This window comes from Streptomyces sp. NPDC054849 (assembly GCF_053610945.1).
Genome location: NZ_JBSGZI010000033.1, coordinates 48,641 through 73,023, shown reverse-complemented (window position 1 = coordinate 73,023; position 24,383 = coordinate 48,641). Strand labels below are relative to the sequence as shown.

22 protein-coding genes and 1 riboswitch are annotated in these 24,383 nt (G+C 70.5%); of the genes, 16 read left to right on the top strand and 6 right to left on the bottom strand.

Annotated features, from left to right (window positions below; translation table 11 throughout):
* Positions 1-56 precede the first annotated feature (56 nt).
* Together ACWGIF_RS17230 and ACWGIF_RS17225 are read right to left on the bottom strand one after the other, a co-directional pair.
* Entirely contained in the window at positions 57-1,481 is a 1,425-nt protein-coding gene (locus tag ACWGIF_RS17230; protein WP_453497691.1) for a hypothetical protein, read from the bottom strand.
* 70 nt (positions 1,482-1,551) lie between these two features.
* Complete coding sequence (locus ACWGIF_RS17225; RefSeq protein ID WP_453497688.1) at positions 1,552-1,791, bottom strand: hypothetical protein; 240 nt, start codon at positions 1,789-1,791, stop codon at positions 1,552-1,554.
* A gap of 131 nt (positions 1,792-1,922) precedes the next feature.
* On the opposite strand from ACWGIF_RS17225, the gene ACWGIF_RS17220 reads away from it, so the two are divergent.
* Positions 1,923-2,897 (top strand): carbohydrate kinase family protein, encoded by a 975-nt coding sequence (locus ACWGIF_RS17220; protein ID WP_453497685.1) that lies wholly within the window; start codon positions 1,923-1,925, stop codon positions 2,895-2,897.
* Positions 2,898-3,071: 174 nt separating this feature from the next.
* On the opposite strand, the gene ACWGIF_RS17215 is transcribed toward ACWGIF_RS17220, so the two are convergent.
* Positions 3,072-4,451: an aminotransferase class V-fold PLP-dependent enzyme gene (locus ACWGIF_RS17215; protein WP_453497682.1), complete on the bottom strand. Its 1,380-nt coding sequence runs from the start codon at positions 4,449-4,451 to the stop codon at positions 3,072-3,074.
* 283 nt (positions 4,452-4,734) lie between these two features.
* Here ACWGIF_RS17215 and ctaC point away from each other — a divergent pair, with 283 nt between their 5' ends.
* The 4 genes from ctaC to ACWGIF_RS17195 all read left to right on the top strand — a co-directional run bounded on the left by ctaC (position 4,735) and on the right by ACWGIF_RS17195 (position 9,202).
* On the top strand, positions 4,735-5,706 hold the full coding sequence (gene ctaC / locus ACWGIF_RS17210; protein ID WP_453497679.1) for an aa3-type cytochrome oxidase subunit II: 972 nt from the start codon (positions 4,735-4,737) through the stop codon (positions 5,704-5,706).
* On the top strand, positions 5,703-7,439 hold the full coding sequence (gene ctaD, locus ACWGIF_RS17205; protein ID WP_453497676.1) for an aa3-type cytochrome oxidase subunit I: 1,737 nt from the start codon (positions 5,703-5,705) through the stop codon (positions 7,437-7,439). Before ctaC ends, ctaD begins: the two co-directional genes overlap by 4 nt.
* Positions 7,436-7,834, top strand: a complete 399-nt coding sequence (locus tag ACWGIF_RS17200) for a cytochrome c oxidase subunit 4 (protein WP_453497673.1) — start codon at positions 7,436-7,438, stop codon at positions 7,832-7,834. The genes ctaD and ACWGIF_RS17200 overlap by 4 nt, the downstream gene beginning before the upstream one ends.
* Positions 7,835-7,957: 123 nt before the next feature.
* Positions 7,958-9,202 carry an Ig-like domain-containing protein gene (locus tag ACWGIF_RS17195; RefSeq protein WP_453497670.1) on the top strand — a complete coding sequence of 415 codons (1,245 nt, stop codon included), beginning with the start codon at positions 7,958-7,960 and terminating at the stop codon, positions 9,200-9,202.
* Between the two features lie 59 nt (positions 9,203-9,261).
* On the opposite strand, the gene ACWGIF_RS17190 is transcribed toward ACWGIF_RS17195, so the two are convergent.
* Positions 9,262-9,666 (bottom strand): hypothetical protein, encoded by a 405-nt coding sequence (locus tag ACWGIF_RS17190; protein WP_453497667.1) that lies wholly within the window; start codon positions 9,664-9,666, stop codon positions 9,262-9,264.
* A 199-nt stretch (positions 9,667-9,865) separates the two neighbouring features.
* Here ACWGIF_RS17190 and ctaE point away from each other — a divergent pair, with 199 nt between their 5' ends.
* The 6 genes from ctaE (at position 9,866) to ACWGIF_RS17160 (ending at position 17,146) form a co-directional block, all read left to right on the top strand.
* Positions 9,866-10,486, top strand: a complete 621-nt coding sequence (gene ctaE / locus ACWGIF_RS17185; RefSeq protein WP_030036314.1) for an aa3-type cytochrome oxidase subunit III — start codon at positions 9,866-9,868, stop codon at positions 10,484-10,486.
* A 76-nt stretch (positions 10,487-10,562) separates the two neighbouring features.
* Positions 10,563-11,372: a cytochrome bc1 complex diheme cytochrome c subunit gene (qcrC, locus tag ACWGIF_RS17180; RefSeq protein WP_453497664.1), complete on the top strand. Its 810-nt coding sequence runs from the start codon at positions 10,563-10,565 to the stop codon at positions 11,370-11,372.
* Positions 11,369-12,427 carry a cytochrome bc1 complex Rieske iron-sulfur subunit gene (gene qcrA / locus ACWGIF_RS17175; RefSeq protein ID WP_453497661.1) on the top strand — a complete coding sequence of 353 codons (1,059 nt, stop codon included), beginning with the start codon at positions 11,369-11,371 and terminating at the stop codon, positions 12,425-12,427. The genes qcrC and qcrA overlap by 4 nt, the downstream gene beginning before the upstream one ends.
* A complete protein-coding gene (gene qcrB / locus ACWGIF_RS17170) occupies positions 12,424-14,049 on the top strand; it encodes a cytochrome bc1 complex cytochrome b subunit (protein ID WP_453497658.1) in 1,626 nt (541 codons plus the stop codon). The genes qcrA and qcrB overlap by 4 nt, the downstream gene beginning before the upstream one ends.
* Before the next feature lie 178 nt (positions 14,050-14,227).
* On the top strand, positions 14,228-15,292 hold the full coding sequence (gene trpD / locus ACWGIF_RS17165; RefSeq protein WP_453497655.1) for an anthranilate phosphoribosyltransferase: 1,065 nt from the start codon (positions 14,228-14,230) through the stop codon (positions 15,290-15,292).
* An 88-nt stretch (positions 15,293-15,380) separates the two neighbouring features.
* Positions 15,381-15,497: riboswitch (SAM riboswitch) on the top strand.
* A gap of 224 nt (positions 15,498-15,721) precedes the next feature.
* On the top strand, positions 15,722-17,146 hold the full coding sequence (locus tag ACWGIF_RS17160; protein ID WP_453497652.1) for an aminotransferase class V-fold PLP-dependent enzyme: 1,425 nt from the start codon (positions 15,722-15,724) through the stop codon (positions 17,144-17,146).
* A gap of 689 nt (positions 17,147-17,835) precedes the next feature.
* Here the strand turns inward: ACWGIF_RS17160 and ACWGIF_RS17155 are convergent.
* Together ACWGIF_RS17155 and ACWGIF_RS17150 are read right to left on the bottom strand one after the other, a co-directional pair.
* Positions 17,836-18,117 (bottom strand): Lrp/AsnC family transcriptional regulator, encoded by a 282-nt coding sequence (locus ACWGIF_RS17155; RefSeq protein WP_008738815.1) that lies wholly within the window; start codon positions 18,115-18,117, stop codon positions 17,836-17,838.
* Complete coding sequence (locus ACWGIF_RS17150; protein ID WP_453497647.1) at positions 18,114-18,848, bottom strand: rhomboid family intramembrane serine protease; 735 nt, start codon at positions 18,846-18,848, stop codon at positions 18,114-18,116. Before ACWGIF_RS17150 ends, ACWGIF_RS17155 begins: the two co-directional genes overlap by 4 nt.
* A gap of 124 nt (positions 18,849-18,972) precedes the next feature.
* Here ACWGIF_RS17150 and ACWGIF_RS17145 point away from each other — a divergent pair, with 124 nt between their 5' ends.
* The 5 genes from ACWGIF_RS17145 to ACWGIF_RS17125 all read left to right on the top strand — a co-directional run bounded on the left by ACWGIF_RS17145 (position 18,973) and on the right by ACWGIF_RS17125 (position 24,372).
* On the top strand, positions 18,973-19,212 hold the full coding sequence (locus ACWGIF_RS17145; protein ID WP_008738811.1) for a hypothetical protein: 240 nt from the start codon (positions 18,973-18,975) through the stop codon (positions 19,210-19,212).
* 40 nt (positions 19,213-19,252) lie between these two features.
* Complete coding sequence (locus tag ACWGIF_RS17140; RefSeq protein ID WP_453497709.1) at positions 19,253-20,617, top strand: NYN domain-containing protein; 1,365 nt, start codon at positions 19,253-19,255, stop codon at positions 20,615-20,617.
* A 252-nt stretch (positions 20,618-20,869) separates the two neighbouring features.
* Entirely contained in the window at positions 20,870-21,898 is a 1,029-nt protein-coding gene (locus ACWGIF_RS17135) for an NlpC/P60 family protein (RefSeq protein ID WP_453497645.1), read from the top strand.
* A 251-nt stretch (positions 21,899-22,149) separates the two neighbouring features.
* A complete protein-coding gene (locus ACWGIF_RS17130; RefSeq protein ID WP_453497642.1) occupies positions 22,150-23,205 on the top strand; it encodes an NlpC/P60 family protein in 1,056 nt (351 codons plus the stop codon).
* A 30-nt stretch (positions 23,206-23,235) separates the two neighbouring features.
* On the top strand, positions 23,236-24,372 hold the full coding sequence (locus tag ACWGIF_RS17125) for a hypothetical protein (RefSeq protein ID WP_453497639.1): 1,137 nt from the start codon (positions 23,236-23,238) through the stop codon (positions 24,370-24,372).
* Positions 24,373-24,383: the final 11 nt, after the last annotated feature.

Sequence of the window (24,383 nt, the reverse complement as noted above, 5' to 3'; positions counted from 1 at the left end):
GGTCGCATCCGACCGGAGGCGGGCCCTCGCCGCATGCCCGGCGGCCCGGGCGCCGGCTACTGCCGGGGGAGCGGCTTGCCCGTCGTCGCGTCGAGCACCTTCCGGTCGCCCAGCGGCTGCTGCAGCGTCACCGTCAGGGACATCTCCTGCGCGAGCATGATGCAGGCCTGGCCCGGCTTGTTCGGTGTGTCCGTGATCTTCACCATGACCGCTTCGGCCTGCTCCCGCGCCTCCACGGCGTAGGTGCTGCACACGCTGCCCCAGAAGTTCACCGTCAGCTTCCGGTCCGCCTCGGCGTACGAGAATCCGGGCACGGTACGACCGTCCTTCGGGCCGGGCGTGCTCTCCTGGGCGGCGGCCGGCTGCGTCACCGTGTGGCCGGGCGCGCCGCCACGGCCCGCCACCTCGAAGAGCCAGGCCGGGACCAGGCCCCGGGAGCCGTCGACCGTCCCGGGCACCAGGCCGAGCGCGGCGCCCCGTACAGTCTCCGTGCGCGGGGGCTTCATCGGCCGGGGCTCCGGGTTGCACGGCACCGTGTCGGTGCCCACCGGGGTGTCCGGCGTCAGCGGGACCGAGGTCGCGCATCCGCTGGGCTCGGGGCTGCCCTCACGGCCGCTCGACTTCGCGTTCAGCCGGGCCAGTGCCTCCACGGCCCCCACCACCGGCTGCTCGGCCGCCCGTACGGGGGCCTTCAGCTCGCCACTGCCCCCCACCACCGAGGCGTCGGCGCCCACGCTCACCTTCGTGGACCAGCCCTGCGTGGGCAGCCCGCCGATCACCGGGTCGGCGCTCACCACCCGCACCGAATCCTGGGTGAGCCGGGCGTCCAGCTTCGCCCCGTCCTGCCCCGCGGCGGCCAGCACGGGCGCGGCTGCGGCCCTTGCGGCCTCTTCGGACACCGGTTTGCCCTGGGCCGCCCCGCCGGCGTCCCGAGGGACGGTGGCCGGGCCGCAGGTGTCCTTGCCGCGCACGCAGTCGTCCCCGGCGCCGTTACCCGGTGCCTGGAAGCGGGTGAAGTTCCAGGTCCCCGGGGCCGTACGGGCCACCGTGAGCCGCGGCCCGGAGCCGTCGGCGGCCTCCCCGGCCAGCCAGACCTCCCCGTTGAGCCGCGGGGCGCCCGCAATGCCGAGGGCCGCGGCGAGCCGGGCCACCTCCGCCGAGGTGACCTCTCCGGACGCGGCGAAGGCGGGCGCGGTGGCCGGGGCCTCCGGAAGCTTCACATCGGCCCGGTAGACCACTCCCTCACCGGACGGATCGGGCTCCCCGGGTGCGATCCCCGGCCCCGAGGGGTCTCCCGCGTCACGGGGCGCCGAGGCCGCGCTGTCACCCGTACGGCGGCCCGACGCACCGTCGCCGTGGGCGGTGGACGCCCAGTAGGCCGTACCGCCGCCCGCGAGCAGGACCGCGGCCGCGATCGAGCCGACGGCCCAGGCCGGCCGCCGTCGTGTGCCGCGTGCTGTGTCGGGTTCTTCGCTGGTCACCGCATCGCTCCTTCACTGGTCCGCGTACTTGATGCGGGTGTGACGAAGCCGGCGGACAACCGGTTCCCTTCTACTGGTCCCCGTAGGCGGCGGTGGAGGCGATCAGCCGCGCCGAGGCCGGCGGGACGCTGATCCCGTGGATCTGCGAGGGCGCCACCCGGGCCGGCCGGGGGTCCACCGGGACCGCCCAGTGCGGGGCCATCCGGGCGCAGTCGCCCAGCAGCCGGGCGAAACCCGGCTGACGCGGACCGTCCGTGCCGCGCTGGTCGGCCGTGTACTCGGTGTAGCCGAAACCGTCGGTATAGGTCATGCAGGCACCGTAGGCATGGGAGCTCGTGCGAAGAAAGAGCTACTACGGGGTAGTTTCCGGTGTTCGGTCTGGCGGCGCTTACCGGGTAGTTTTGACTGTCCCTCGCCGTCCTCAGCAGGAGCGTCCACGCCGTGCGCATCGCAGTCACCGGCTCCATCGCCACCGACCACCTCATGACCTTCCCCGGCCGTTTCGCCGACCAGCTGGTCGCGGACCAGCTGCACACGGTCTCCCTCTCCTTCCTCGTCGACAACCTCGACGTCCGGCGGGGCGGTGTCGGCCCGAACATCTGCTTCGGCATGGGGCAGCTCGGCAGCCGCCCGATCCTGGTCGGAGCCGCCGGCTCCGACTTCGACGAGTACCGCGCCTGGCTGGACCGGCACGGTGTCGACACCGAGTCCGTCCGGATCTCCGAGGTGCTGCACACCGCGCGCTTCGTGTGCACCACGGACGCCGACCACAACCAGATCGGCTCCTTCTACACGGGCGCGATGAGCGAGGCCCGTCTGATCGAGCTGAAGTCCGTGGCCGACCGGGTCGGCGGGCTGGACCTGGTCCTGATCGGCGCGGACGACCCCGAGGCGATGCTGCGCCACACGGAGGAGTGCCGGACGCGGGGCATCCCCTTCGCCGCCGACTTCTCGCAGCAGATCGCCCGCATGGACGGCGACAACATCCGCACCCTGATGGAGGGGGCGACGTACCTCTTCTCGAACGAGTACGAGAAGGGCCTCATCGAGTCGAAGTCGGGCTGGACGGACGCCGAGATCCTGGCGAAGGTCGGCACCCGCGTGACGACGCTCGGCTCCAACGGCGTCAAGATCGAGCGGGTCGGCGAGGCGCCGATCGTGGTCGGCTGCCCCGAGGAGACCGCGAAGGTCGACCCGACCGGTGTCGGCGACGCGTTCCGCGCCGGGTTCCTGACCGGGCTGAGCTGGGGAGTCGGCCTGGAGCGTGCGGCGCAGCTGGGCTGCATGCTCGCGACGCTGGTCATCGAGACGCTCGGCACCCAGGAGTACACCCTGGCGCGGGCGCACTTCATGGAGCGCTTCACGAAGGCGTACGGCGACGAGGCCGCGGCGGAGGTCCGCGCCCGCCTGGCCTGACGGCCGCCTGCGGCGCCGGGTCCTGGACTCCGCTCCAGGACCCGGGTCCGGCGCCACTGTCGGCGCGGCCGGCGGTCCCGTCCGACCTCGGGTGCGGCGCCGCTGCCTGGGGCGCTGCCCCCGGACCCCCGCGCCTCAAACGCCGGCGGGGCTGATCTTGAGCCCGGGCCGGAGTCAGACCTGGCGGCGGACCGTATAGGCGGTGCCGACCTCGCGCGGGGCCTCGCCCAGGTACGCGTGCCCCCGCATCGCGCACCACGCCGGGATGTCCAGGCGGGCCACCTCGTCGTCGGAGACGACCGTGACCGTGCCGCCCACCGGGACGGTGACGATGGCCCGGGCCAGTTCGATCACCGGCTGGGGGCACCGCAGCCCGAGCGCGTCGAGCTCCAGGGAGTCCGCCACCGGCGCCACCACCGGGGGCTCCGACACGCCGAGCCGCTCCCGTACGCCCGCCACCGCACCCGGCAGCGCCTCCAGGAACGCGTTGACCTCGTCCGCTGCGGTCCCCGGCGGCAGGGACACCCGTACGTTCCCCTCCGACAGCACGCCCATGGCCCGCAGCACGTGACTGGGGGTCAGCGTGGAGCTCGTGCACGAGGAGCCCGAGGAGACCGAGAAGCCGGCCCGGTCCAGTTCGTGCAGCAGGGCCTCCCCGTCGACGTACAGGCAGGAGAAGGTGACCAGGTGTGGCAGGCGCCGGTCCGGATCGCCGACCACCTCCACGTCCGGGACCAGCCGCACCACCCGGCGCCGGATGCGGTCCACCAGGATCCGCAGCCGGGCCGCCTCCGCGTCCGCCTCGGCCCGGACGGCCCGCAGGGACGCCGCCGCCGCCACGATCGCGGGAAGGTTCGCGAAACCGGGGGAGCGCCCCGACTCCCTTTCGTCCGCGGGGCCTTGAGGGGAGAAGCGGACTCCCTTGCGGACCGCCAGCAGGCCGACCCCGGGCGGACCGCCCCATTTGTGTGCACTCGCGGCCAGGACGGACCAGGCGCCCTGCACCGGACCCCAGCCCAGCGACTGGGCCGCGTCCACGAGCAGCGGTACCCCGGCCGCCCCGCAGACCTCGGCCACCTCCCGCACCGGCTGGACCGTGCCCACCTCGTGGTTGGCCGACTGGAGGCAGGCGAGGGCGGTCGTCGGAGTGAGCGCGTCCGCGTACCCGGCGGGGGTCACCGCGCCCCACCGGTCCACCGGCACCTCGGTCACCGTCCCGCCCTGAGCCTCGTGGACCGCCGCCGCGTGCAGGACAGAACTGTGTTCGACCGCCGACACGACCAGACGGTCTCCGACGCGGCGGCGCCCCGCGAGGACCCCCGCGACCCCGGTGTGAACCGCGTGCGTCCCCGAAGGAGTGAACACGAGCTCGTCGGGGCGACATCCCACCGCCTCCGCGGCGGCCTCCCGCGCCGCGTCCAGCAACAGCCGGGCGCGCCTGCCCTCCCGGTACAGCCGGGCCGGATCCGCCCAGCCCTCGTCCAGGGAGGCCTGCAACGCCTGCCGGGCCACGGGGTGCAGGGGGGCGGCGGACGCGCTGTCGAAGTACGGCATCCGGTCACGCTAACGCGCGGCCGGTAGCGTTCGAGGTCAGGGGGCGTCAGATGCGTTCCCGAGCCCGCCATTCAGGGCCATTCGCGCCGTCCCCCGTACGGCGGATCCATCCCTTCGGGGGCAGTAGCGGCGCGTTGGGCACCCTCCCCGCGCGACCCCAAATAGCGTCCAGTAGGGTTTGGTCCGCATAAACATCCAAACCCCTGCCTGCGTCAGGGCCGGCGACCGACCCGAACACGGCCGCGGCCGGCCGCGCGGGCCGAGACTCTCGGGAAGGCGCTACGTGAGTCCCTACGGCTCCGACCGCTCGCCGCGGCGCCCGATGCGGCGGAAGCTGCTGCAGGCGCTGACTGCGGGCGTGGTCCTGGCGACCGCCACTGGTTGCTCGTATACATGGAAAGACTTCCCCCGCCTCGGAATGCCGTATCCGGTAACCGAGGAGGCGCCGCGCATCCTCTCCCTGTGGCAGGGATCCTGGGCGGCCGCGCTCATCACGGGCATCCTGGTCTGGGGCCTGATCATCTGGAGCGTCATCTTCCACCGGCGCAGCCGGACGAAGGTGGAGGTCCCGCCGCAGACCCGGTACAACATGCCCATCGAGGCGCTGTACACCGTGGTCCCGCTCATCATCGTCTCGGTGCTGTTCTACTTCACCGCGCGTGACGAGTCGAAGCTGCTCGCCCTCTCGAAGCCGGCGCACACGATCAACGTGATCGGCTACCAGTGGAGCTGGGGCTTCAACTACATCGAGGACGTCGACGGCGACGCGGTGACGCCGAAGGCGGGTGCGGTTCCCAAGGAGCTCGCCTCGATCCCGGACCGCTACACCAAGGACTTCCCCGCGGGCGCCGAGGGCGTCTACGAGAAGGGTGTCCCCGGCGACCGGAACCCGCAGACGGGCAACCCGGGCCCGACCCTGGTCCTCCCCGAGGGCGAGAAGGTCCGTTTCATCCTGTCGTCGAACGACGTGATCCACTCCTTCTGGGTGGTCCCCTTCCTGTTCAAGCAGGACGTCATCCCGGGCCACACCAACGTCTTCGAGGTCACCCCGTCCGAAAAGGGCACCTTCATGGGCAAGTGCGCCGAGCTCTGCGGCGTCGACCACTCCCGGATGCTCTTCAACGTCAAGGTGGTCTCGCCCCAGGAGTACAAGGCGTACCTGAAGGACCTGGCGGAGAAGGGGCAGACCGGCTTCCTCCCGGCCGGCATCAAGCAGACCGACCCGGCCCGGAATGCGGAGACGAACACACTGTGAGCATCCTCAACGAATCCCAGGGTGCCGCCGCAGCCGACTCGTACGAGAACGAGCTGCCGGTACGGCGCAAGCAGCCAGGCAACGTGGTCGTGAAGTGGCTCACCACCACCGACCACAAGACCATCGGCACGATGTACCTGCTCACGTCGTTCGTGTTCTTCATCATCGGCGGCGTGCTGGCTCTGTTCATGCGAGCCGAGCTGGCCCGTCCGGGCACGCAGATCATGTCGAACGAGCAGTTCAACCAGGCGTTCACGATGCACGGCACGATCATGCTGCTGATGTTCGCGACGCCGCTGTTCGCCGGTTTCGCGAACTGGATCATGCCGCTGCAGATCGGCGCGCCCGACGTGGCGTTCCCGCGGCTGAACATGTTCGCGTACTGGCTGTACCTCTTCGGCTCGACCATCGCGGTGGCCGGCTTCGTGACGCCGAACGGCGCCGCGGACTTCGGCTGGTTCGCCTACTCCCCGCTGTCGGACGCCGTCCGCTCGCCGGGCATCGGCGCCGACATGTGGATCATGGGTCTGGCGTTCTCGGGCTTCGGTACGATCCTCGGCTCGGTCAACTTCATCACCACGATCATCTGCATGCGCGCACCCGGCATGACGATGTTCCGCATGCCGATCTTCACCTGGAACGTGCTGCTGACCGGTGTCCTGGTCCTGCTGGCCTTCCCGGTGCTGGCCGCCGCGCTCTTCGCGCTGGAAGCCGACCGCAAGTTCGGTTCGCACATCTTCGACGCGGCCAACGGCGGCGCACTGCTGTGGCAGCACCTCTTCTGGTTCTTCGGACACCCAGAGGTGTACATCATCGCGCTGCCGTTCTTCGGGATCGTCTCCGAGATCATCCCGGTCTTCTCGCGCAAGCCGATGTTCGGTTACATCGGTCTGATCGCGGCGACGATCGCGATCGCCGGCCTCTCGGTGACCGTGTGGGCCCACCACATGTACGTCACCGGCGGTGTACTGCTGCCGTTCTTCTCCTTCATGACCTTCCTGATCGCGGTACCGACCGGTGTGAAGTTCTTCAACTGGATCGGCACCATGTGGAAGGGCTCGCTGTCCTTCGAGACTCCGATGCTGTGGACGATCGGCTTCCTGGTCACCTTCACCTTCGGTGGCCTGACCGGCGTGATCCTGGCCTCGCCCCCGATGGACTTCCACGTCTCCGACTCGTACTTCGTCGTCGCGCACTTCCACTACGTCGTCTTCGGCACCGTGGTCTTCGCGATGTTCGCGGGCTTCCACTTCTGGTGGCCGAAGTTCACGGGCAAGATGCTGGACGAGCGCCTCGGGAAGATCACCTTCTGGACGCTGTTCATCGGCTTCCACGGCACCTTCCTGGTGCAGCACTGGCTGGGCGCCGAGGGCATGCCGCGTCGTTACGCCGACTACCTCGCCGCCGACGGCTTCACCGCGCTGAACACGATTTCGACGATCAGCTCGTTCGTGCTCGGCCTGTCGATGCTGCCGTTCATGTACAACGTCTGGAAGACGGCGAAGTACGGCAAGAAGATCGAGGTCGACGACCCGTGGGGTTACGGCCGTTCGCTGGAGTGGGCGACGTCCTGCCCGCCGCCGCGGCACAACTTCCTCACCCTGCCGCGGATCCGCTCCGAATCCCCGGCGTTCGACCTGCACCACCCGGAGATCGCGGCCCTCGACCACCTCGAGGACCACACCGCCGGCGGCACCAAGGCGCTCACCGGTGACAAGGAGGCCGGCAAGTGAAGATCCAGGGCAAGATGTTCCTCTGGCTCTCCTTCTTCATCCTGGTCATGGCCATCGTGTATGGCGTGTGGTCGAAGGAGCCCGTCGGTACCACCGCGCTCTTCCTGGCCTTCGGCCTGAGCGTCATGATCGGCTACTACCTGGCCTTCACGGCCAAGCGCGTCGACGAGATGGCCCAGGACAACCTGGAGGCCGACGTCGCCGACGAGGCGGGCGAGCTGGGGTTCTTCTCCCCGCACAGCTGGCAGCCGCTCTCGCTGGCCATCGGTGGCGCCTTCGCCTTCATGGGCGTCGTCTTCGGCTGGTGGCTGATGTACTTCTCCGCTCCGCTGATCCTGATCGGTCTGTGGGGCTGGGTGTACGAGTACTACCGCGGTGAGAACCAGAACCAGTAGCAGCACCCCCGCGGCCCGGCCGCGCGGTACCCGGGGCCCGGACACCTCTTCGGAGGAGTCCGGGCCCCTCGTTTGCAGTCACCCGGCGCGCCGTAATTGTCATATCTTCATAGCGTTGGTTCCATGAAGCACTCACCGCGTCTTTGGACGGTACTCAGCTGCTCCCTGCTGGTCGCGTCCCTCGGGGCCGGCGCCACCGCATGCGGGTCCGGCGACAACCCGCTGTCCGCCCGCCCGTACGACGCGGGCGATCAGGTCGCCTTCAACCAGACCTCCGGCAGCCGTCCCGTGGACCCCGACCGGCCCCTCGAAATCACCGCCAAGAGTGGCGGCGGCCGGATCACCGACGTGACGGCCGTGGACACCCACGGGCGCCGCCTGGCAGGCGAACTGAGCGCCAAGGGCGACCGCTGGCACAACACCGCCCCGATGGCCGCAGGCGTTCGCTACACGGTCACCGTGAGCACCGAGGACGAGCGGGGCGCCCCGGGGCAGCGCACGCTGACCTTCGACACCACCCCGAGCAAGGGTGTCCTCAAGGTCGAATTCGGCCCGGAGGAGGGCAAGTACGGCGTCGGTCAGCCCCTCACCGCCGACCTCAACGAGCCGGTCAAGGACAAGGCCGCCCGCGCGGTCGTGGAACGGGGCCTGATCGTCGACGCCCCGCCCGGCGTCGAGGGTGCCTGGCACTGGGTGGACGACAAGAGGCTCCACTACCGCCCCAAGGAGTACTGGCCCGCCAACAGCGTGGTCTCCGTACGGAGCAACCTCGAAGGCATCAAGATCACCGACGAGCTCCACGGGTCCGTCTCCAAGCCGTTGAAGCTGGAGATCGGCGACCGCGTCGAGGTCACCACCGACGCCTCCTCGCACTGGCTCACGTTCAAGCGCAACGGAGAAGTGATCAACTCCATTCCGGTGACCACCGGCAAGCCCGGCTTCTCCACCCGCAACGGCATCAAGGTGGTGCTCGGGAAGCAGTACTACGTACAGATGCGCGGTGACACCGTCGGCATCGGTGGCAGCGAGTACTACAACCTGCCCGTCTACTGGGCCACCCGCGTCACCTGGAGTGGTGAATACGTCCACGCCGCGCCCTGGTCCGTGGGCTCGCACGGCTATGCCAACGTCAGCCACGGCTGCACGGGCATGAGCACCGGCAACGCCGCCTGGTTCTACGAGAACATCACCGAGGGCGACATCGTCCAGGTGATCAACAGCATCGGCGACGACATGGACATCTTCGGCAACGGCTTCGGCGACTGGAACATGGACTGGAAGGACTGGCGCCAGGGCAGCGCCCTGCTCAAGGGCACCCAGGAAGGCCGCAGTCCGATGGACCAGACCCGCCTGCGGCCCACGGTCTGACGCGAGAGGCGAGGGCCCCGCGAGGGCCTACGGCGATCCGTAGGCCCGCGGGAACTCCCTCAGGCGGCCGAGGAGGACAGCCTGGCCCGCAGCAGACCCGCCAGGGCGTCCGCGAACTCCACCGGATCCACCGGAAGGGTCACGGCGGCGTCCGCGCGGCTCCACGTGGCCAGCCAGGCGTCCTGGGGACGCCCCATCAGCAGCAGCACCGGCGGACACCGGAAGATCTCGTCCTTGATCTGCCGGCACACACCCATGCCCCCGGCCGGAACCGCCTCGCCGTCCAGCACGCACACGTCGATGCCGCCCGCGTCCAGTGCCGTCAGGACCGCCGGCAGCGTCGCGCACTCCAGGAACTCCACCGGCGGCAGGTCGGCGGCCGGCCTGCGCCCTGCCGCCAGCCGCACCTGCTCCCGGGTGCCCGCGTCGTCGCTGTAGACCAGAACCCGCGCAGTCGCCCGCATTTCGTTCCTCCACGTGTCCCGTGAATCACGTTGCTGTTGCGCGGGATGCTACTCCTCCCGATGCGCTGTCAACATCGGTTCCGACACCCTCGCCCGAGACGCTCATTGGCTCATCTGATGGGCCGTTCGGGCCTTGCACACGCCCCTGACACTCCGAACGGCACCCCCCGGGGTGAGGGCGGGATAAGCGACCGACATAATGTCGGTCGTGGCGACAGCAACGACAGTAGATACCGGGCACGCGCACCCGACGGTCAACCGGCCGAACCTCGTCAGCGTCGGAACCATCATCTGGTTGAGTTCCGAGCTGATGTTCTTCGCGGCCCTCTTCGCGATGTACTTCACCCTGCGATCCGTGACAGGCCCCGAGTACTGGACAGAGCAGGCTTCGGCCTTGAATCTGCCCTTCTCGGCGACGAACACGACGATCCTGGTGCTTTCCTCGCTCACCTGCCAGCTCGGCGTATTCGCAGCCGAGCGCGGTGACGTGAAGAAGCTCCGGACGTGGTTCATCATCACGTTCGTCATGGGTGCGATCTTCATTGGCGGCCAGGTGTTCGAGTACACCGAGCTGGTCAAGCACGAGGGCATGAGCCTCTCGTCCGGTCCGTACGGCTCGGTCTTCTACTTGACCACGGGCTTCCACGGTCTGCACGTGACGGGCGGCCTCATCGCCTTCCTGCTGGTCCTCGGCCGGACGTACGCGGCCAAGAGGTTCACCCACGAACAGGCCACGTCGGCCATCGTCGTGTCCTACTACTGGCACTTCGTCGATGTCGTCTGGATCGGCCTCTTCGCCACGATCTACCTGATCAAGTAGCGAACACGTCACCGGGCCCGACCCGGCACTCCATCCAGACACACCGACGCAGAAGATCCTGACACCGGGGTAATCCGTGAAAAAGCTCTCCGCACGACGACGCCATCCGCTGGCGGCGGTCGTCGTTCTACTCTTCGCGCTGGCGGCCACTGGGGGGCTGTACGCCGCCTTTGCTCCCGCGGGCAAGGCGCAGGCCGATGAAACCGCCCAGTCCCTCGCCATCGAGGAGGGCAAGAAGCTCTACGCCGTGGGTTGCGCAAGCTGCCACGGAACCGGCGGTCAGGGTTCCTCTGACGGCCCGAGCCTGGTCGGCGTCGGCTCCGCGGCCGTCGACTTCCAGGTGAGCACGGGCCGCATGCCCGCCCAGCAGCCCGGCGCCCAGGTGCCGAAGAAGCCGAACATCTACACCCAGGCGCAGATCGACCAGCTGGCCGCGTACATCGCGTCGCTCGGCGCCGGTCCGATCACGCCGACCGAGAAGCAGTACGACCCGGCGGGTGCCGACGTCGCCAACGGTGGTGAGCTGTTCCGCAACAACTGCGCGCAGTGTCACAACTTCACCGGCGAGGGCGGCGCCCTGACGAACGGCAAGTACGCCCCCAACCTTGAGGACGTCTCGCCGAAGCACATCTACGAGGCCATGCAGACCGGCCCGCAGAACATGCCCTCCTTCCCCGACAGCACCCTGCCGGAGAAGCAGAAGAAGGACATCATCGCGTACCTGGAGAACGTGAACGGCGAGAAGTCGACCAGCCCCGGTGGCCTGAAGCTCGGTGGCCTCGGCCCCGTCTCCGAGGGTCTGTTCGGCTGGATCTTCGCCCTGGGTGCGTTGATCGCTGTCGCCGTCTGGGTCGCGGCCCACACCGCTAAGGCCAAGAAGTCATGAGTAGCCAAGAGATTCCCGAAGAGAAGCACCTGCCGAGCGAGCAGGGCGACGCCCACCACGGTGGCGTAGCAGTGGCGGACGACCCGTTCGCCGACCCGGGCCTGCCGGTCCACAAGCCCCGCATCCAGGACATCGACGAGCGGGCGGCGAAGCGCTCCGAGCGCACCGTCGCGATGCTGTTCACGATCTCGATGCTGGCCACGATCGCCTTCATCGCGTCCTACGTGATCTTCCCGGTCGACAAGATCGTGTACATCTTCCCGCTCGGGAAGATCAGCGCGCTCAACTTCTCGCTGGGCATGACGCTGGGCACGGCGCTCTTCTGCATCGGCGCGGGAGCGGTCCACTGGGCCCGCACCCTGATGTCCGACGTCGAGGTCGCCGCGGACCGCCACGAGATCGCCGCTCCGCCGGAGGTCAAGGCGCAGGTCCTGCAGGACTTCCGCGACGGCGCCAACGAGTCCGGCATCGCCCGTCGCCCGCTGATCCGCAACACGCTGCTGGGTGCGCTGGCCATGCTGCCGCTCTCCGCCGTCGTGATCATGCGTGACCTGGGCCCGCTGCCCGAGAAGAAGCTGCGCACGACCCTGTGGGCCAAGGGCAAGCTGCTCATCAACCAGAACACGATGGAGCCGCTGCGTCCCGAGGACGTCGTCGTCGGGTCGCTGACGTTCGCCATGCCGGAAGGCCTGGACGAGCACCAGCATGACTTCCAGGTCCAGATCGCCAAGGCCGCCCTGATGATCGTCCGCATCCAGCCGGACGACATCAAGGACAAGCAGGAGCTGGAGTGGTCCCACGACGGGATCGTGGCCTACTCCAAGATCTGCACCCACGTCGGCTGCCCGATCAGCCTGTACGAGCAGCAGACGCACCACGTGCTCTGCCCGTGCCACCAGTCCACCTTCGACCTCTCCGACGGCGCCCGTGTCATCTTCGGCCCGGCCGGTCACGCGCTTCCGCAGCTGCGGATCGGCGTGAATGACGAAGGCTTCCTCGAAGCGCTCGGCGACTTCGAAGAGCCCGTCGGTCCTGCCTTCTGGGAGCGCGGATGAGCACCCCCGTCAACAACAAGCGCAAGGCGCCGGCCGGCGAGCGCGTAGCGGACTGGGCGGACGGCCGCCTGGGCATCTACGGGCTGGCCAAGGCCAACATGCGCAAGATCTTCCCGGACCACTGGTCCTTCATGCTGGGCGAGATCTGCCTCTACAGCTTCATCATCATCATCCTCACGGGTGTGTACCTGACGCTGTTCTTCCACCCGAGCATGAACGAGGTGGAGTACCACGGCTCGTACGTGCCGATGCAGGGCGTCCTGATGTCCGAGGCCTTCGCCTCGACCCTGGACATCAGCTTCGACGTCCGCGGTGGCCTGCTGATCCGTCAGATCCACCACTGGGCCGCGCTGATCTTCGTCGCGGCGATGATCGTGCACATGATGCGCGTCTTCTTCACCGGCGCGTTCCGCAAGCCGCGTGAGGTCAACTGGATCTTCGGCTTCCTGCTGCTGGTCCTCGGCATGTTCACCGGCTTCACCGGCTACTCGCTGCCGGACGACCTGCTCTCGGGTACCGGTGTCCGCTTCATGCAGGGCGCCATCCTGTCCGTCCCGGTCGTCGGCACGTACCTGTCGATGTTCCTGTTCGGCGGGGAGTTCCCGGGCGGCGACTTCGTCGCGCGGTTCTACTCGGTGCACATCCTGCTGCTGCCCGGCATCATGATGGGCCTGCTCGTGGCCCACCTGATCCTGGTCTTCTACCACAAGCACACCCAGTTCGCGGGTCCCGGCAAGACGAACAACAACGTCGTCGGCATGCCGCTGCTGCCGGTCTACATGGCCAAGGCGGGAGGCTTCTTCTTCCTGGTCTTCGGCGTCATCTCGGCCGTCGCGGCGATCGCCACGATCAACCCGATCTGGGCGCTCGGCCCGTACCGCCCGGACCACGTGTCCACCGGTGCGCAGCCCGACTGGTACATGGGTATGCCGGAAGGCCTGATCCGAGCCATGCCCGGCTGGGAGATCAACCTGTGGGGCCACACGCTCGTCCTGGGCGTGTTCATCCCGCTGCTGCTCTTCCCGCTGGTACTGGGTGCGATCGCCGTCTGGCCCTTCATCGAGTCCTGGGTCACCGGGGACAAGCGCGAGCACCACATCCTGGACCGCCCGCGCAACGTCCCGACCCGTACGGCCTTCGGTGTCGCCTGGATCGCGGAGTACATCGTGCTCCTGATCGGCGGTGGAAACGACATGTTCGCGCAGTACTTCCACCTCTCGATCAACGCGATCACCTGGTTCGTCCGGATCGGCTTCTTCGTCGTCCCGGTCCTCGCCTTCATCGTCACCAAGCGGATCTGCCTCGGCCTCCAGCGCCGGGACCACGACAAGGTGCTGCACGGTCGCGAGACCGGCATCATCAAGCGTCTGCCGCACGGTGAGTTCGTCGAGGTCCACGAGCCGCTCCCGCAGGGCCAGCTGCACAAGCTCACCGCGCACGAGCAGTACAAGCCGGTCGAGATCGGCCCGACGGTCGACGAGAACGGTGTCGAGCGCAAGGTGAAGGCGATGGAGAAGCTGCGCGCGAAGCTCAGCAAGGGCTTCTACGCGGAGAACAACCAGATTCCGAAGCCCACGGTGGAGGAGTACAAGGAGATCCAGGCCGGCCACGGCCACCACTGATCCCCTGCACCACTGCATGAGGGACTGATTTCGGTCAGTCCTGGTGTCGCCACGGCGAGAGCCCCGTCCAGTGTCTGGACGGGGCTCTTTGCCGTCTCCGGGGCTGGATAGGCTGAAGCCCTTCCCATTCGACGTGGGCGGCGAGTACGGGGGCGGCCCACTAGCACAGGAGCGGACCATGAACGTTGTGACCCCGGCAGGCGGCGACAGCGTGGCGGCCCGTGGCTGGCCGGGCGTTCTCGACGCCCTGCTGACCGGTCAGGACCTGAGCGCCGACGACACCGCCTGGGCCATGGACCGGATCATGCGCGGGGAGGCCACCGACGCCCAGATCGCCGGATTCACCGTCGCGCTGCGGGCCAAGGGGGAGACGGTCGCAGAGATCAACGGCCTCGTACGGGCCATGTACGCGCACGCCAACCTGATCGAGGTGCCGGGCCGGACGGTGGACATCGTCGGCACGGGCGGCGACGGGGCCAAGACGGTGAACATCTCGACGATGTCGGCGGTCGTGGTGGCCGGTACCGGTGCCAAGGTGGTCAAGCACGGGAACCGGGCCGCGTCCTCGGCGAGCGGGTCCTCGGACGTCCTGGAGAAGCTGGGCGTCAACCTCGACCTCAGCACGGCGCGGGTGGTCGAGGTCGCCGAGGAGGCCGGCATCACCTTCTGCTTCGCCGTGAAGTTCCACCCGGCGCTGCGGCACGTGGCCGGGGCGCGCAGGGAACTGGGCATCCGCACCACCTTCAACATCCTCGGCCCGCTGACCAACCCGGCCCGCGTACGGGCCCAGGCGACGGGCGTCGCCGACCCCCGGATGGCCCCCATCGTGGCGGGCGTTCTCGCCGAGCGGGGCTCGTCCGCGCTGGTCTTCCGCGGGGACGACGGCCTGGACGAACTGACCACGACGGCGACCTCGCGCATCTGGTGGGTCCGCGACGGCAAGGTGTCGGAGCAGCGCTTCGACCCGCGCGACGTCGGCATCGACCTGGTCGACGTCTCGGCCCTGGCCGGCGGGGACCCCTCGTACAACGCGGACGTGGCGCGCCGCCTGCTGGCGGGCGAGAGGGGCCCGGTCCGCGACGCGGTGCTGCTGAACTCGGCGGCCGCCCTGGTGGCGCTGGACCCCGGTCCGGGCACCCTGGAGGAGCAGCTCGCGGCCGGCATCACCCGCGCGGCGGAGTCGGTCGACTCGGGTGCGGCGAGGGCGGCCCTGGAGCGCTGGGTGGCCGCCAGTAACGCCTGATTCGGTTGATTGTTTCGAGCCGAGACCCCGGTCCGCATGGCGGACCGGGGTCTTGCGCTCGGGGGATCATGTGGCAGGATGCAGACCAGGTCACGAGTGACAGCGTTTAGGCCCCGGCTTGCTGTCCGGCAACCCTCCTTCCGTGGCGGGGTGCCCCGGGTGATGACCAGGTCGTAGGCAGCAAGGCCTACGGCAAGCGCGGATCCCTCGAAACCAGGGGTCCTGGTCTTCTCGAGGAGCGTTTTTCCGTGAGCAAGCGAATGCGATAGGGCGACTCCGCCCCACCTTCACCCCTCGGACCAGGGTCGTTTCCGCGTACCCGCGCGTCGACCGGTCCGAGGAACCTCCCGTACCCCGGACGGCCGCCGAGCCGTACCCGCGTACGGGCACACCGAAGCCATTCAGCCCTGCCTGCCGGGAGATTCCGCCATGTCCGCATCCCTGAGCGCCACCGCCGTGGCCACCGCCGCCACCGCCGTCGGCCCCTCCTGCGCCTCCACCGTCGACCCCGCCGCCGACCCTGCCTGCGCCGAGCCGCTGCCGGTCCTCGGCCGGGACGTCACCGTCCCGCTCGTCACCGGCGGCGAGGTCACCTACGCGGCCCTCGACTACGCCGCCAGCGCCCCCGCCCTGCAGCGGGTCTGGGACGACGTGGCCGCGTACGCCCCGTACTACGGCAGCGTGCACCGCGGAGCCGGCTACCTCTCGCAGCTCTCCACCGACCTCTTCGAGCAGAGCCGAGCCACCGTCGCCCGGTTCCTCGACTGCCGCCCCTGCGACCAGGTCGTCTTCACCCGGTCCACCACCGACTCCCTGAACCTGCTCGCCTCCGTGCTCCCCGCCGACTGCCAGGTCTTCGTCTTCGAGACCGAGCACCACGCCTCGCTGCTGCCGTGGACGAACGCGCAGGTCACCTACCTCAACGCCCCGCGCACCCCGGACGAGGCCGTCGCCACCCTGGAGCGGGCGCTGGCCGACCGCGACCCCTACGGCCCGGCGCTCGTGTGCGTGACCGGCGCGTCCAACGTCACCGGTGAACTGTGGCCGGTCAGGGAACTCGCCGCCGCCGCGCACGCCCACGGCGCGCGGATCGTGCTGGACGCCGCCCAACTGGCCCCGCACCACCCCGTATCCGTACAGGACCTGGACGTGGACTGGGTGGCCTTCTCCGGGCACAAGCTTTACGCGCCGTTCGGCTCGGGCGTGCTCGCAGGTCGTGCGGACTGGCTGCAGGAGGCGCAGCCCTACCTGGCCGGCGGCGGGGCCTCCCGCACGGTGGCCCGGCGCGAGGACGGCGGAGTGGACGTCGAGTGGCACACCACGGTCGCCCGCCACGAGGCAGGCTCCCCGAACGTCATCGGCGTCTACTCCATCGCCTCGGCCTGCAAGGCCCTGACCGAGGCGGGCTTCGAGAACCTGGTCGCCCGGGAGCGCCACCTCATCGCGAAGGTCCGCACCGGCTTGGCCGACGTCCCGGCGGTGCGCGTGCTGTCCCTGTTCGGCGACGACGCGCCGCGGGTCGGCGTCATCTCGTTCGTGGTGGACGGCTGGAACAGCTCCCACTTCGCGGCGGCCCTGTCCGCGGAGTACGGGATCGGCGTCCGCGACGGCCTGTTCTGCGCCCACCCGCTGGTCCGCACCCTGCTGGGCAGCGAGCCGCAGGCCCAGGGCGAGTGCGGCGCCCCGGAGGCCGCCCCGGGCGAGCGCTCCCTGAACGCGATCCGCGTCAGCTTCGGCGCCGGCACCCCCGACGAGCACGTGGAGCGGTTCGTGCGGGCGGTGAGGGAACTCGTCGCGGACGGCGCCAAGTGGCAGTACCGCACGGAGGAGGGCCGCTGCGTCCCCGCCGTCTGACGGGCTGGAGCTCATGACGTACTGGGATCCGATACCGCCGGTCCGGGCCATTACCCCTGCGGGGGGCTTGGCGGTGTGGGTGGGGCGGGGCCCGCACGAGGATCTCCTCGGCTCGCGGGTTCCCCTGCGGGGGCTTGGCGGTGTGGGGGTGGGGCGGGGCCCCGCACGAGGATCTCCTCGGCTCGCGCACTTGGCAGTGGCTGCGCCGTGCGGCCTGGGTTGCGCGCTCGTCCTGCGGGGACCCTCCTGCGTGTCCCCGCCCCACGGCCGGCTTCGGCAGTGCGAGGGAGCCCCTTCGGTGTTCCGGGCGGAGGGGAGTGGGGATGTGGCGGGGTGTCCCCGCAGGACGAGCGCGCAACCCAGGCCGCACAGCCGGGACATGCCCGCAGGCGCGAGCCGAGGAGATACCCCGGCGCAGCCCCACGGACCGACCCTTATTGGTGGGCCGCAGCATTCATTGGGCCGAGCCGCCCGCAGGGCGACTGGCGCGAGCCGAGGAGACACCCCGGCGCAGCCTCACGGGCCGACCCCTGTCGGCGGGCCGCAGGACTTCTTGGGTGCCGGCCGGGATCCCGCTCAGGGCACCATTTCAGCCCCGCCGGCGTTTGAGGCGCGCCGAAGCCAGGGCCGCGTGGCCCTGGGGGCGGGGGTGCAAGGCCCGAGCCGTACCGCAGACCTCGCCGGAGGCGCTACGCGTCCAGGCCGATGGCGAAGGCGGCTTCCAGGTCGTGCTGGGAGTACGTACGGAACGCCACGTGGGTGTCCGTCGCCTCGACGCCCGGGATCTTGCTGATGCGGCCGGGGATGATGTCCGCCAGGTTCTCGTGGCGGGCCACGCGGACCAGCGCGATCAGGTCGTACGTCCCCGTGACGGAGTAGACCTCGCTGACACTGTCCAGCGCGGCGATGGACTCGGCGATCTCGGGGATGCGGTCCACGCTGGTCTTGATGAGCACGATCGCGGTGATCACGGCTGACTGTCTCCCTCGATGGCCGTCGCTGGTCGCTCCACTCTAGTCGTACGCCGATACCGCGCCCACGCGCAGAGGAAGCCGAGCGAGAAGCCCACCAGGTGGGCCAGATAGGCGACCCCCGGCCCGCTCTCCGCCCGGTGCGCCGCCACCCATTGGAGGGCGAACCAGAACAGCAGCACGAGCCACGCCGGGAACCGCAGCGGCAGGAAGAAGAGGAACGGGAACAGGCTCGTCACCCGCGCCCGCGGCAGCAGGTAGAGGAAGGCGCCCAGAACGGCCGAGATGGCTCCGGACGCCCCCACCAGGGTCTGCGAGGAATCGGTGTTGGCCGCCGCGTACGCCGCCAGGGCCAGGTATCCCGTGCAGATGTAGAAGACGAGGAAGGCCGGGCGGCCCATCCGCTCCTCCGCCATGGCGCCGAAGACGTAGAGGAAGAGCATGTTCCCCAGCAGGTGCAGCCAGCTGCCGTGGACGAACAGCGCGGTCAATGGGGTCAGCCAGACGCGGGGGGCGCCTGCGAAGAGCTCGTCCGGGACCACACCCCAGCGCCGGAAGTACGCGGTCCCGGCGGTCAGCAGCTCGTCCCCCGTCCCGTAGACAGGGTTGAGGCCCGACGCCGGGCCGAGCACGAACACCACACCGCAGCCGGCGATCAGCGCATGGGTGACCACCGGTCCCCGGGCTGCCTCGCGTACGGCCCGCCACCTTACGATCATGTGACAGAGCATGACGCAACGGAACCCACCTGAAGCGGTGGCAGGCCGTAGGGTTACGAGCTGCAGTCCGCCTGCAGGCGCATACGGCTGCGCGGACGGCTTTAATTGAATCAGCTACGAAGGAGAGAGCGGCCTGATGACGGTTCCCCTGCCGACCGACACCACCCGGTGGCGCTGCACCCTGTGCGGCAACCTCACGCGCTTCGACGTCACCCGTTCGTCGAAGGTCGTGGAGTACGTCCACCTGGACCTCGCCGGGGAGCCCAAGGTCGAGGAGCGCGAGGTGGTCAATGAGACCATCGAGTCGGTCCGCTGCCGCTGGTGCAACGCGGTGGACCAGATCGAACTCGTGGACAGGCCGGGCGCGGACTCCTGACGGAGCCGCACCCACAGGAAGATCACGGTAGGGGTGACGGATTGTGGAGCCAGCAAGCGGCGCTGAGCCGGCCGACGCGGCCGGCGACGCCGCCGAGGCACTCGACCGCCCGCTGCCGGAAGGTGTGCGGCGCCGGGTCGTCGCGCTCGTCTCGGACGCCTTCGGCGGACTGACGGTCGCGGACCTCCCGGCGCAGCTGCGCCAGTACGCCCGGTTCACCCCCACCCGGCGCGCCAAGTTCGCGGGCAACGCCATGGCCGCGGCGGTCGAGACCGACTCCGTGTTCCGCAGCCGGGTCGCCGAGAAGCTGCGCGAGGCCCAGGCGGACCTGGCCGGGGCGCTGGAGGCCGGCGCCCCGCCGGCCGCCGCGGATCCGCTGGACGTGGCGGCCGCCGCGTTCATCCTGCGGCCGGCCGGCTGGGTCAAGCTGGTGGCCGCCGCGGGCGAGGAGGCGCAGCGCGCCGACGCCGAGCGGGTCGGCGAGGAGACCCGGCGCGAGCTGGAGCGCCTGCGCGAGGAGCTGACCCACGTACGGGAACTGCAGCGCACGGGCGGCGAGCAGGTGCGGGCCGAGCTGGAATCGGCCCGCAAGGAGGCCGAATCGCTTCAGCGCAAGCTGCGCAGCGCGCTGAGCGACGTCAAGCGCGGCGAGGCGGCCCTGCGCAAGGTGAACGCCGAGATCGACGGGATCCGCGGCGATGCGGCCACCCGCGTGGCCGCCGCCGAGAGCGAGAGCCGGCGGCTCAAGTCGCGCCTCTCGGAGGTGGAGACGGCGCTGGAGACCTCGCGCCGGGCCACCCGAGAGGGACGCAGCATCGAGGACATGCGGCTGCGGCTGCTGCTGGACACCGTGCTGGACGCCGCCCAGGGGTTGCGCCGAGAGCTGGCCCTGCCGCCCGTCTCGACGCGGCCGGCCGACACCGTGGAGGCGGTGGAGCCGGGCCGGATGACGCCGAAGGACATCGCGGCGCGCGCCCTGTCGGAGACCGATCCGGCGCTGCTGGACCAGTTGCTGGCGCTGCCTCAGGCGCACCTGGTGGTCGACGGCTACAACGTGACCAAGACCGGCTATCCGACGATGCCGCTGGAGAAGCAGCGGCTGCGGCTGCTGGGCGGGCTGTCGATGCTGGCCGCGCAGACGGGCGCGGAGATGACCTGTGTCTTCGACGGGGCGGAGCTGGCGGCCCCGGTGCTGCTCGCGCCGCCGCGCGGGGTGCGGGTGCTGTTCTCCAAGGCCGGGGTGACGGCGGACGAGCTGATCCGCCAGCTGGTGCGTGCGGAGCCGCCGGGCCGGCCGGTGGTCGTGGTCTCCACGGACCGCGAGGTCGCCGACGGGGTGGCCAAGGCGGGCGCCCGGCCCGTGACGTCCGCTTTGTTGCTGAAGCGGCTTTCGCGCGTTTCGTAACTCCTGGCCCGAATGCCTGAATTGGCAGGGGTCGCAGGGAACATACCGTCAAGTGCTCTGCACAGAGCGTGCGCTGTAGGTAAAGAACCTGGTAGGAGAGCGAGTTTTTTGCCGACAGGATTTGAACTGATCACAGCTGGGTCACTAGGGTCTGGTCAAACCTTCGTGCGGTAGATCACTCATTCGGGGTGGCGGCGGAGGTGCTGCCGAGTTGCGTTCTTCGGCGGCTCGAGGAAGAAGGAGCTCGCCTTCGTGGCGTCCCACCGTCGACCCAAGCAGCCGACCCGCGCTCGTGTGACCGTGATCACCGCCGCTGCGGCCGCGGCCGTCGCATTCTCCTCCCAGGGAGCCTCCGCCGCTCCGGCGAAGCCGGGCAAGGACGAGGTCAAAACCCAGGTTGACGCCCTCTACGAAGAGGCGGAGCAGGCCACCGAGAAGTTCAACGGGGCCAAGGAGCGCCAGGAGAAGCTCGAAAAGGAGATCGGGCAGATCCAGGACCAGGTCGCGCGCGGCCAGGGCGAGCTCAACGACCTGCGCAGCGCGCTCGGTTCGATGGCCAGCGCCCAGTACCGCAACGGCGGCATCGACCCCTCCCTCGCGCTCCTCCTCTCCGAGGACCCCGACAGCTACCTCGACAAGGCCTCCTCCCTGGAGCACTTGAGCGGCAAGCAGGTCGAGTCGGTCCAGCGGATCCAGGCCAAGCAGCGCACCCTCGCGCAGCAGCGCCAGGAGGCCGCCGGCAAGCTGGCCGACCTCGACGCCACCCGCAAGGAGCTCGGCGAGAAGAAGAAGGTCTCGCAGGACAAGCTCGCCGAGGCCCAGGCCCTCCTCAACACCCTGACCGCGCAGGAGCGTGCGGCGCTCAAGGACGAGGAGACGCGCGCCAGCCGCGCCGACGGCCAGCGGGTCGACCTCGGCAACGTCAAGGCCTCGGGTCGCGCCGGGGCCGCCCTCGCCGCCGCCAAGACCAAGCTGGGCAGTGCGTACATATCCGGCGAAGAGGGCCCCAACGCCTTCGACTGCTCGGGTCTGACCCAGTGGGCGTACAAGCAGGCCGGCGTCAGCATCTCCCGTGTCACCTACACCCAGGCGAACGACGGCACCCGCATCAGCAAGAGCCAGCTTCAGCCCGGTGACCTGGTCTTCTTCTACGGAGACCTGCACCACGTCGGCCTGTACGCGGGCAACAACATGACCCTGCACGCCTCCAACCCGCGCGGCGGCGTCAAGTACGAATCGCTGGACAACATGCCGTTCCAGTTCGGCGTCCGCATCAGCTGACCCCTCCGCACGCCGCACCCCCGCTCCGGAACGCGCCGTACGCCGCCCATCCGGGCGAATTCCGAGGCCGCGCTCTGACCGCACGCCCCGCCGGTGACCTGCGTCTCCTGCGGGGCGTCGCCGTGTCCGCCCTCCGGCGGTCGTTGGCCGGTGTGTGGCCGCGCCGCTACTGTCTGCCAGCGCGGACCCGGCACACGGCCGTCCACGGGGGGCGGACCCGGGCCACGCACAGCGGAAGGGAGCGGTTTCACGTGGCGTCCCATCGCCGGCCCGGGCTCGGCAGCCTCGACCGGAACACGAAGGTCACCGTCCTCACCGCCGCCGCGGCCACGGCCGCGGCCGCCATGACGGGCGCGCCGGCGAGCGCGGCCCCCGGCCTGCCGCACGAGCCCGGCGGCGCGGCGAGAACCGGCATCAGCGCCCAGGTCGACCGGCTCTTCGAGGAGGCCGAGCAGGCCACCGAGCGCTTCAACGAGGCGGGCGAGAAGGCCGGCCGGCTCCGCGTCGAGGTCGACCGGGCCCAGGACGCGGTCGCCCGCGGTCAGGAGCGCATCAACACCATGCGGGGTGTCCTCGGCACCTTCGCCGGGGCCCAGTACCGCAGTGGCGGCATCGACCCCGCCGTCGGGCTGATGCTGGCCGAGGACCCCGACGCGTACCTGGAACAGGCCGCCGCCCTGGACCGGCTGACCGGCCGCCAGGCCCGCCGGCTCGACGAACTCCGCGAGGAGCAGCGCCGGCTCGGCCAGGAGCGCCAAGAGGCCTCCCGCAAACTCGCCGAACTCGACGCCCTGCGCTCCGACGTGGCCCGGCACAAGCGATCCGTCACCGCGAAGCTCGCGGCCGCCCGGCGCCTGCTCAACGCGATGCCGTCCGAGGAGCGCGCCGATTTCGAGCGCTCCTCGCGTTCCGGCGGCCGGCCCGACGCGTTGCCCGAGCTGCCCTCCGCCGGCCCCGGCTCGGGCCGCGCCGCGACCGCCGTGATGGCGGCCCGGGCCGCGGTCGGCCGCCCGTACGTCTGGGGCTCCACCGGCCCCACCGGCTTCGACTGCTCCGGTCTGATGGTCTGGTCGTACCGGCAGGCGGGCGTCTCGCTGCCGCGCACCTCGCAGGCACAGCGGTACGCCGGCCGGCAGGTGCCGCTCTCGCAGGCGCGCCCCGGCGACCTGGTGACGTACCGCTCGGACGCCAGCCACGTCGGCATGTACGTCGGCAACGGCCAGGTGGTGCACGCCCCGTATCCGGGGGCCCGGGTCCGCTACGACCCCGTCGGGATGATGCCGGTGTCCTCCGTGACCCGCCCCTGATCCCGCAGGGCGCGCGCGTACGATCGGCGGATGCCCCGGGCCCGATCCGTCCTCCCCGTCGTCCCCCTCCTGCCGCTTCTGCCGCTCCTGCTGTGCCTGCTCCTGACCGCGTGCGGCGGGCCGGGCTCCCCCCGGGACACCGGCGAGCAGGACGTCCGGCAGGCCGTGGCCGCGTGGTCGCGGGTACCACCGCAGCGGCTCGCCGGGATCCCGCTGGAGGACTGGTCGTACGAGGTCTCCTCGGTCCGGCGGGACGGCGCGCGGGCCACCGCCCGGGCCGAACTGCGCTACCGGCTGGCCGGCCACGACAGCGCGCCGGCCGGCTCGGCGCGGGAGCTCTCCCTCGCCGGGGACAACGGGCACTGGCGGGTCACCGCCGACCGGCCCGCACCCGGCGCCCTGCCCCAGCTCTGGGACCAGGGGCCGGTGACGGTGGTCAAGGGAGCACACTCCCTGGTGCTGGGCGGCGAAGGGCAGCCCCCCGCGACCCTCTCCGGGATCGCCGCCGAGGCCGACCGGGCCGTGCCCGCGGTGAGCGCCGCCTGGCCGAAGCCCTGGGCGGGGCGGGTGGTGGTGCTCGTCCCCGGCTCCCTGGAGCGGATGGCGCAGCTGCTCGGCCGGCCGGCCGACGCCTACCGGGGCATGGGCGCCGTCACCACGGGGCGGGTGGGCGCCGGACCGGCCCCGGCCGACCGGGTGGTGGTCAACCCGGAGGCGTACCCGCAGCTGACGGAACAGGGCCGCCGGGTCATCCTGACCCACGAGGCCACCCATGTGGCCACGCGCGCCGCGACCACCGCCACCACCCCGCTGTGGCTCTCCGAAGGCTTCGCGGACTGGGCGGCGTACCGCGGCGGCGGGAGCACCCCCGTCCAGGCCGCACCGACGCTGGCCCGGGCCGTGCGGCGCGGCGAGCTGCCGGCCGGGCTTCCCCCGGACGAGGCGTTCTCCTTCGGCGGCGACCCCGAGGCACTGGCCCGTGCGTACGAGGGGGCATGGCTGGCCTGCCGGCTCATCACGCAGAAGTGGGGGGACGCGGGGCTGGTCCGGCTGTACGAGGCGGCGGGCCGGGATCCGCTTCCCGTCGCGCTGGGCGCTGCCCTGGGCACCGACGTCCCCGAGCTCACCCGGGCCTGGCAGGAGTCCCTGCGTGCCGACCTGGGCTGAGCAGGTAGTGT

Bases quoted from the DNA above. Each gene is read 5' to 3' on its own strand.
- ACWGIF_RS17215 (WP_453497682.1), bottom strand. From the start codon at position 4,451: ATGCCGTACTTCGACAGCGCGTCCGCCGCCCCCCTGCACCCCGTGGCC.
- ACWGIF_RS17195 (WP_453497670.1), top strand. From the start codon at position 7,958: ATGAAGCACTCACCGCGTCTTTGGACGGTACTCAGCTGCTCCCTGCTG.
- ACWGIF_RS17145 (WP_008738811.1), top strand. From the start codon at position 18,973: ATGACGGTTCCCCTGCCGACCGACACCACCCGGTGGCGCTGCACCCTG.
- ACWGIF_RS17160 (WP_453497652.1), top strand. From the start codon at position 15,722: ATGTCCGCATCCCTGAGCGCCACCGCCGTGGCCACCGCCGCCACCGCC.
- ACWGIF_RS17125 (WP_453497639.1), top strand. From the start codon at position 23,236: ATGCCCCGGGCCCGATCCGTCCTCCCCGTCGTCCCCCTCCTGCCGCTT.
- ctaE (WP_030036314.1), top strand. From the start codon at position 9,866: ATGTCGGTCGTGGCGACAGCAACGACAGTAGATACCGGGCACGCGCAC.
- ACWGIF_RS17225 (WP_453497688.1), bottom strand. From the start codon at position 1,791: ATGACCTATACCGACGGTTTCGGCTACACCGAGTACACGGCCGACCAG.
- ACWGIF_RS17190 (WP_453497667.1), bottom strand. From the start codon at position 9,666: ATGCGGGCGACTGCGCGGGTTCTGGTCTACAGCGACGACGCGGGCACC.
- ACWGIF_RS17150 (WP_453497647.1), bottom strand. From the start codon at position 18,848: ATGCTCTGTCACATGATCGTAAGGTGGCGGGCCGTACGCGAGGCAGCC.
- qcrA (WP_453497661.1), top strand. From the start codon at position 11,369: ATGAGTAGCCAAGAGATTCCCGAAGAGAAGCACCTGCCGAGCGAGCAG.
- qcrB (WP_453497658.1), top strand. From the start codon at position 12,424: ATGAGCACCCCCGTCAACAACAAGCGCAAGGCGCCGGCCGGCGAGCGC.
- trpD (WP_453497655.1), top strand. From the start codon at position 14,228: ATGAACGTTGTGACCCCGGCAGGCGGCGACAGCGTGGCGGCCCGTGGC.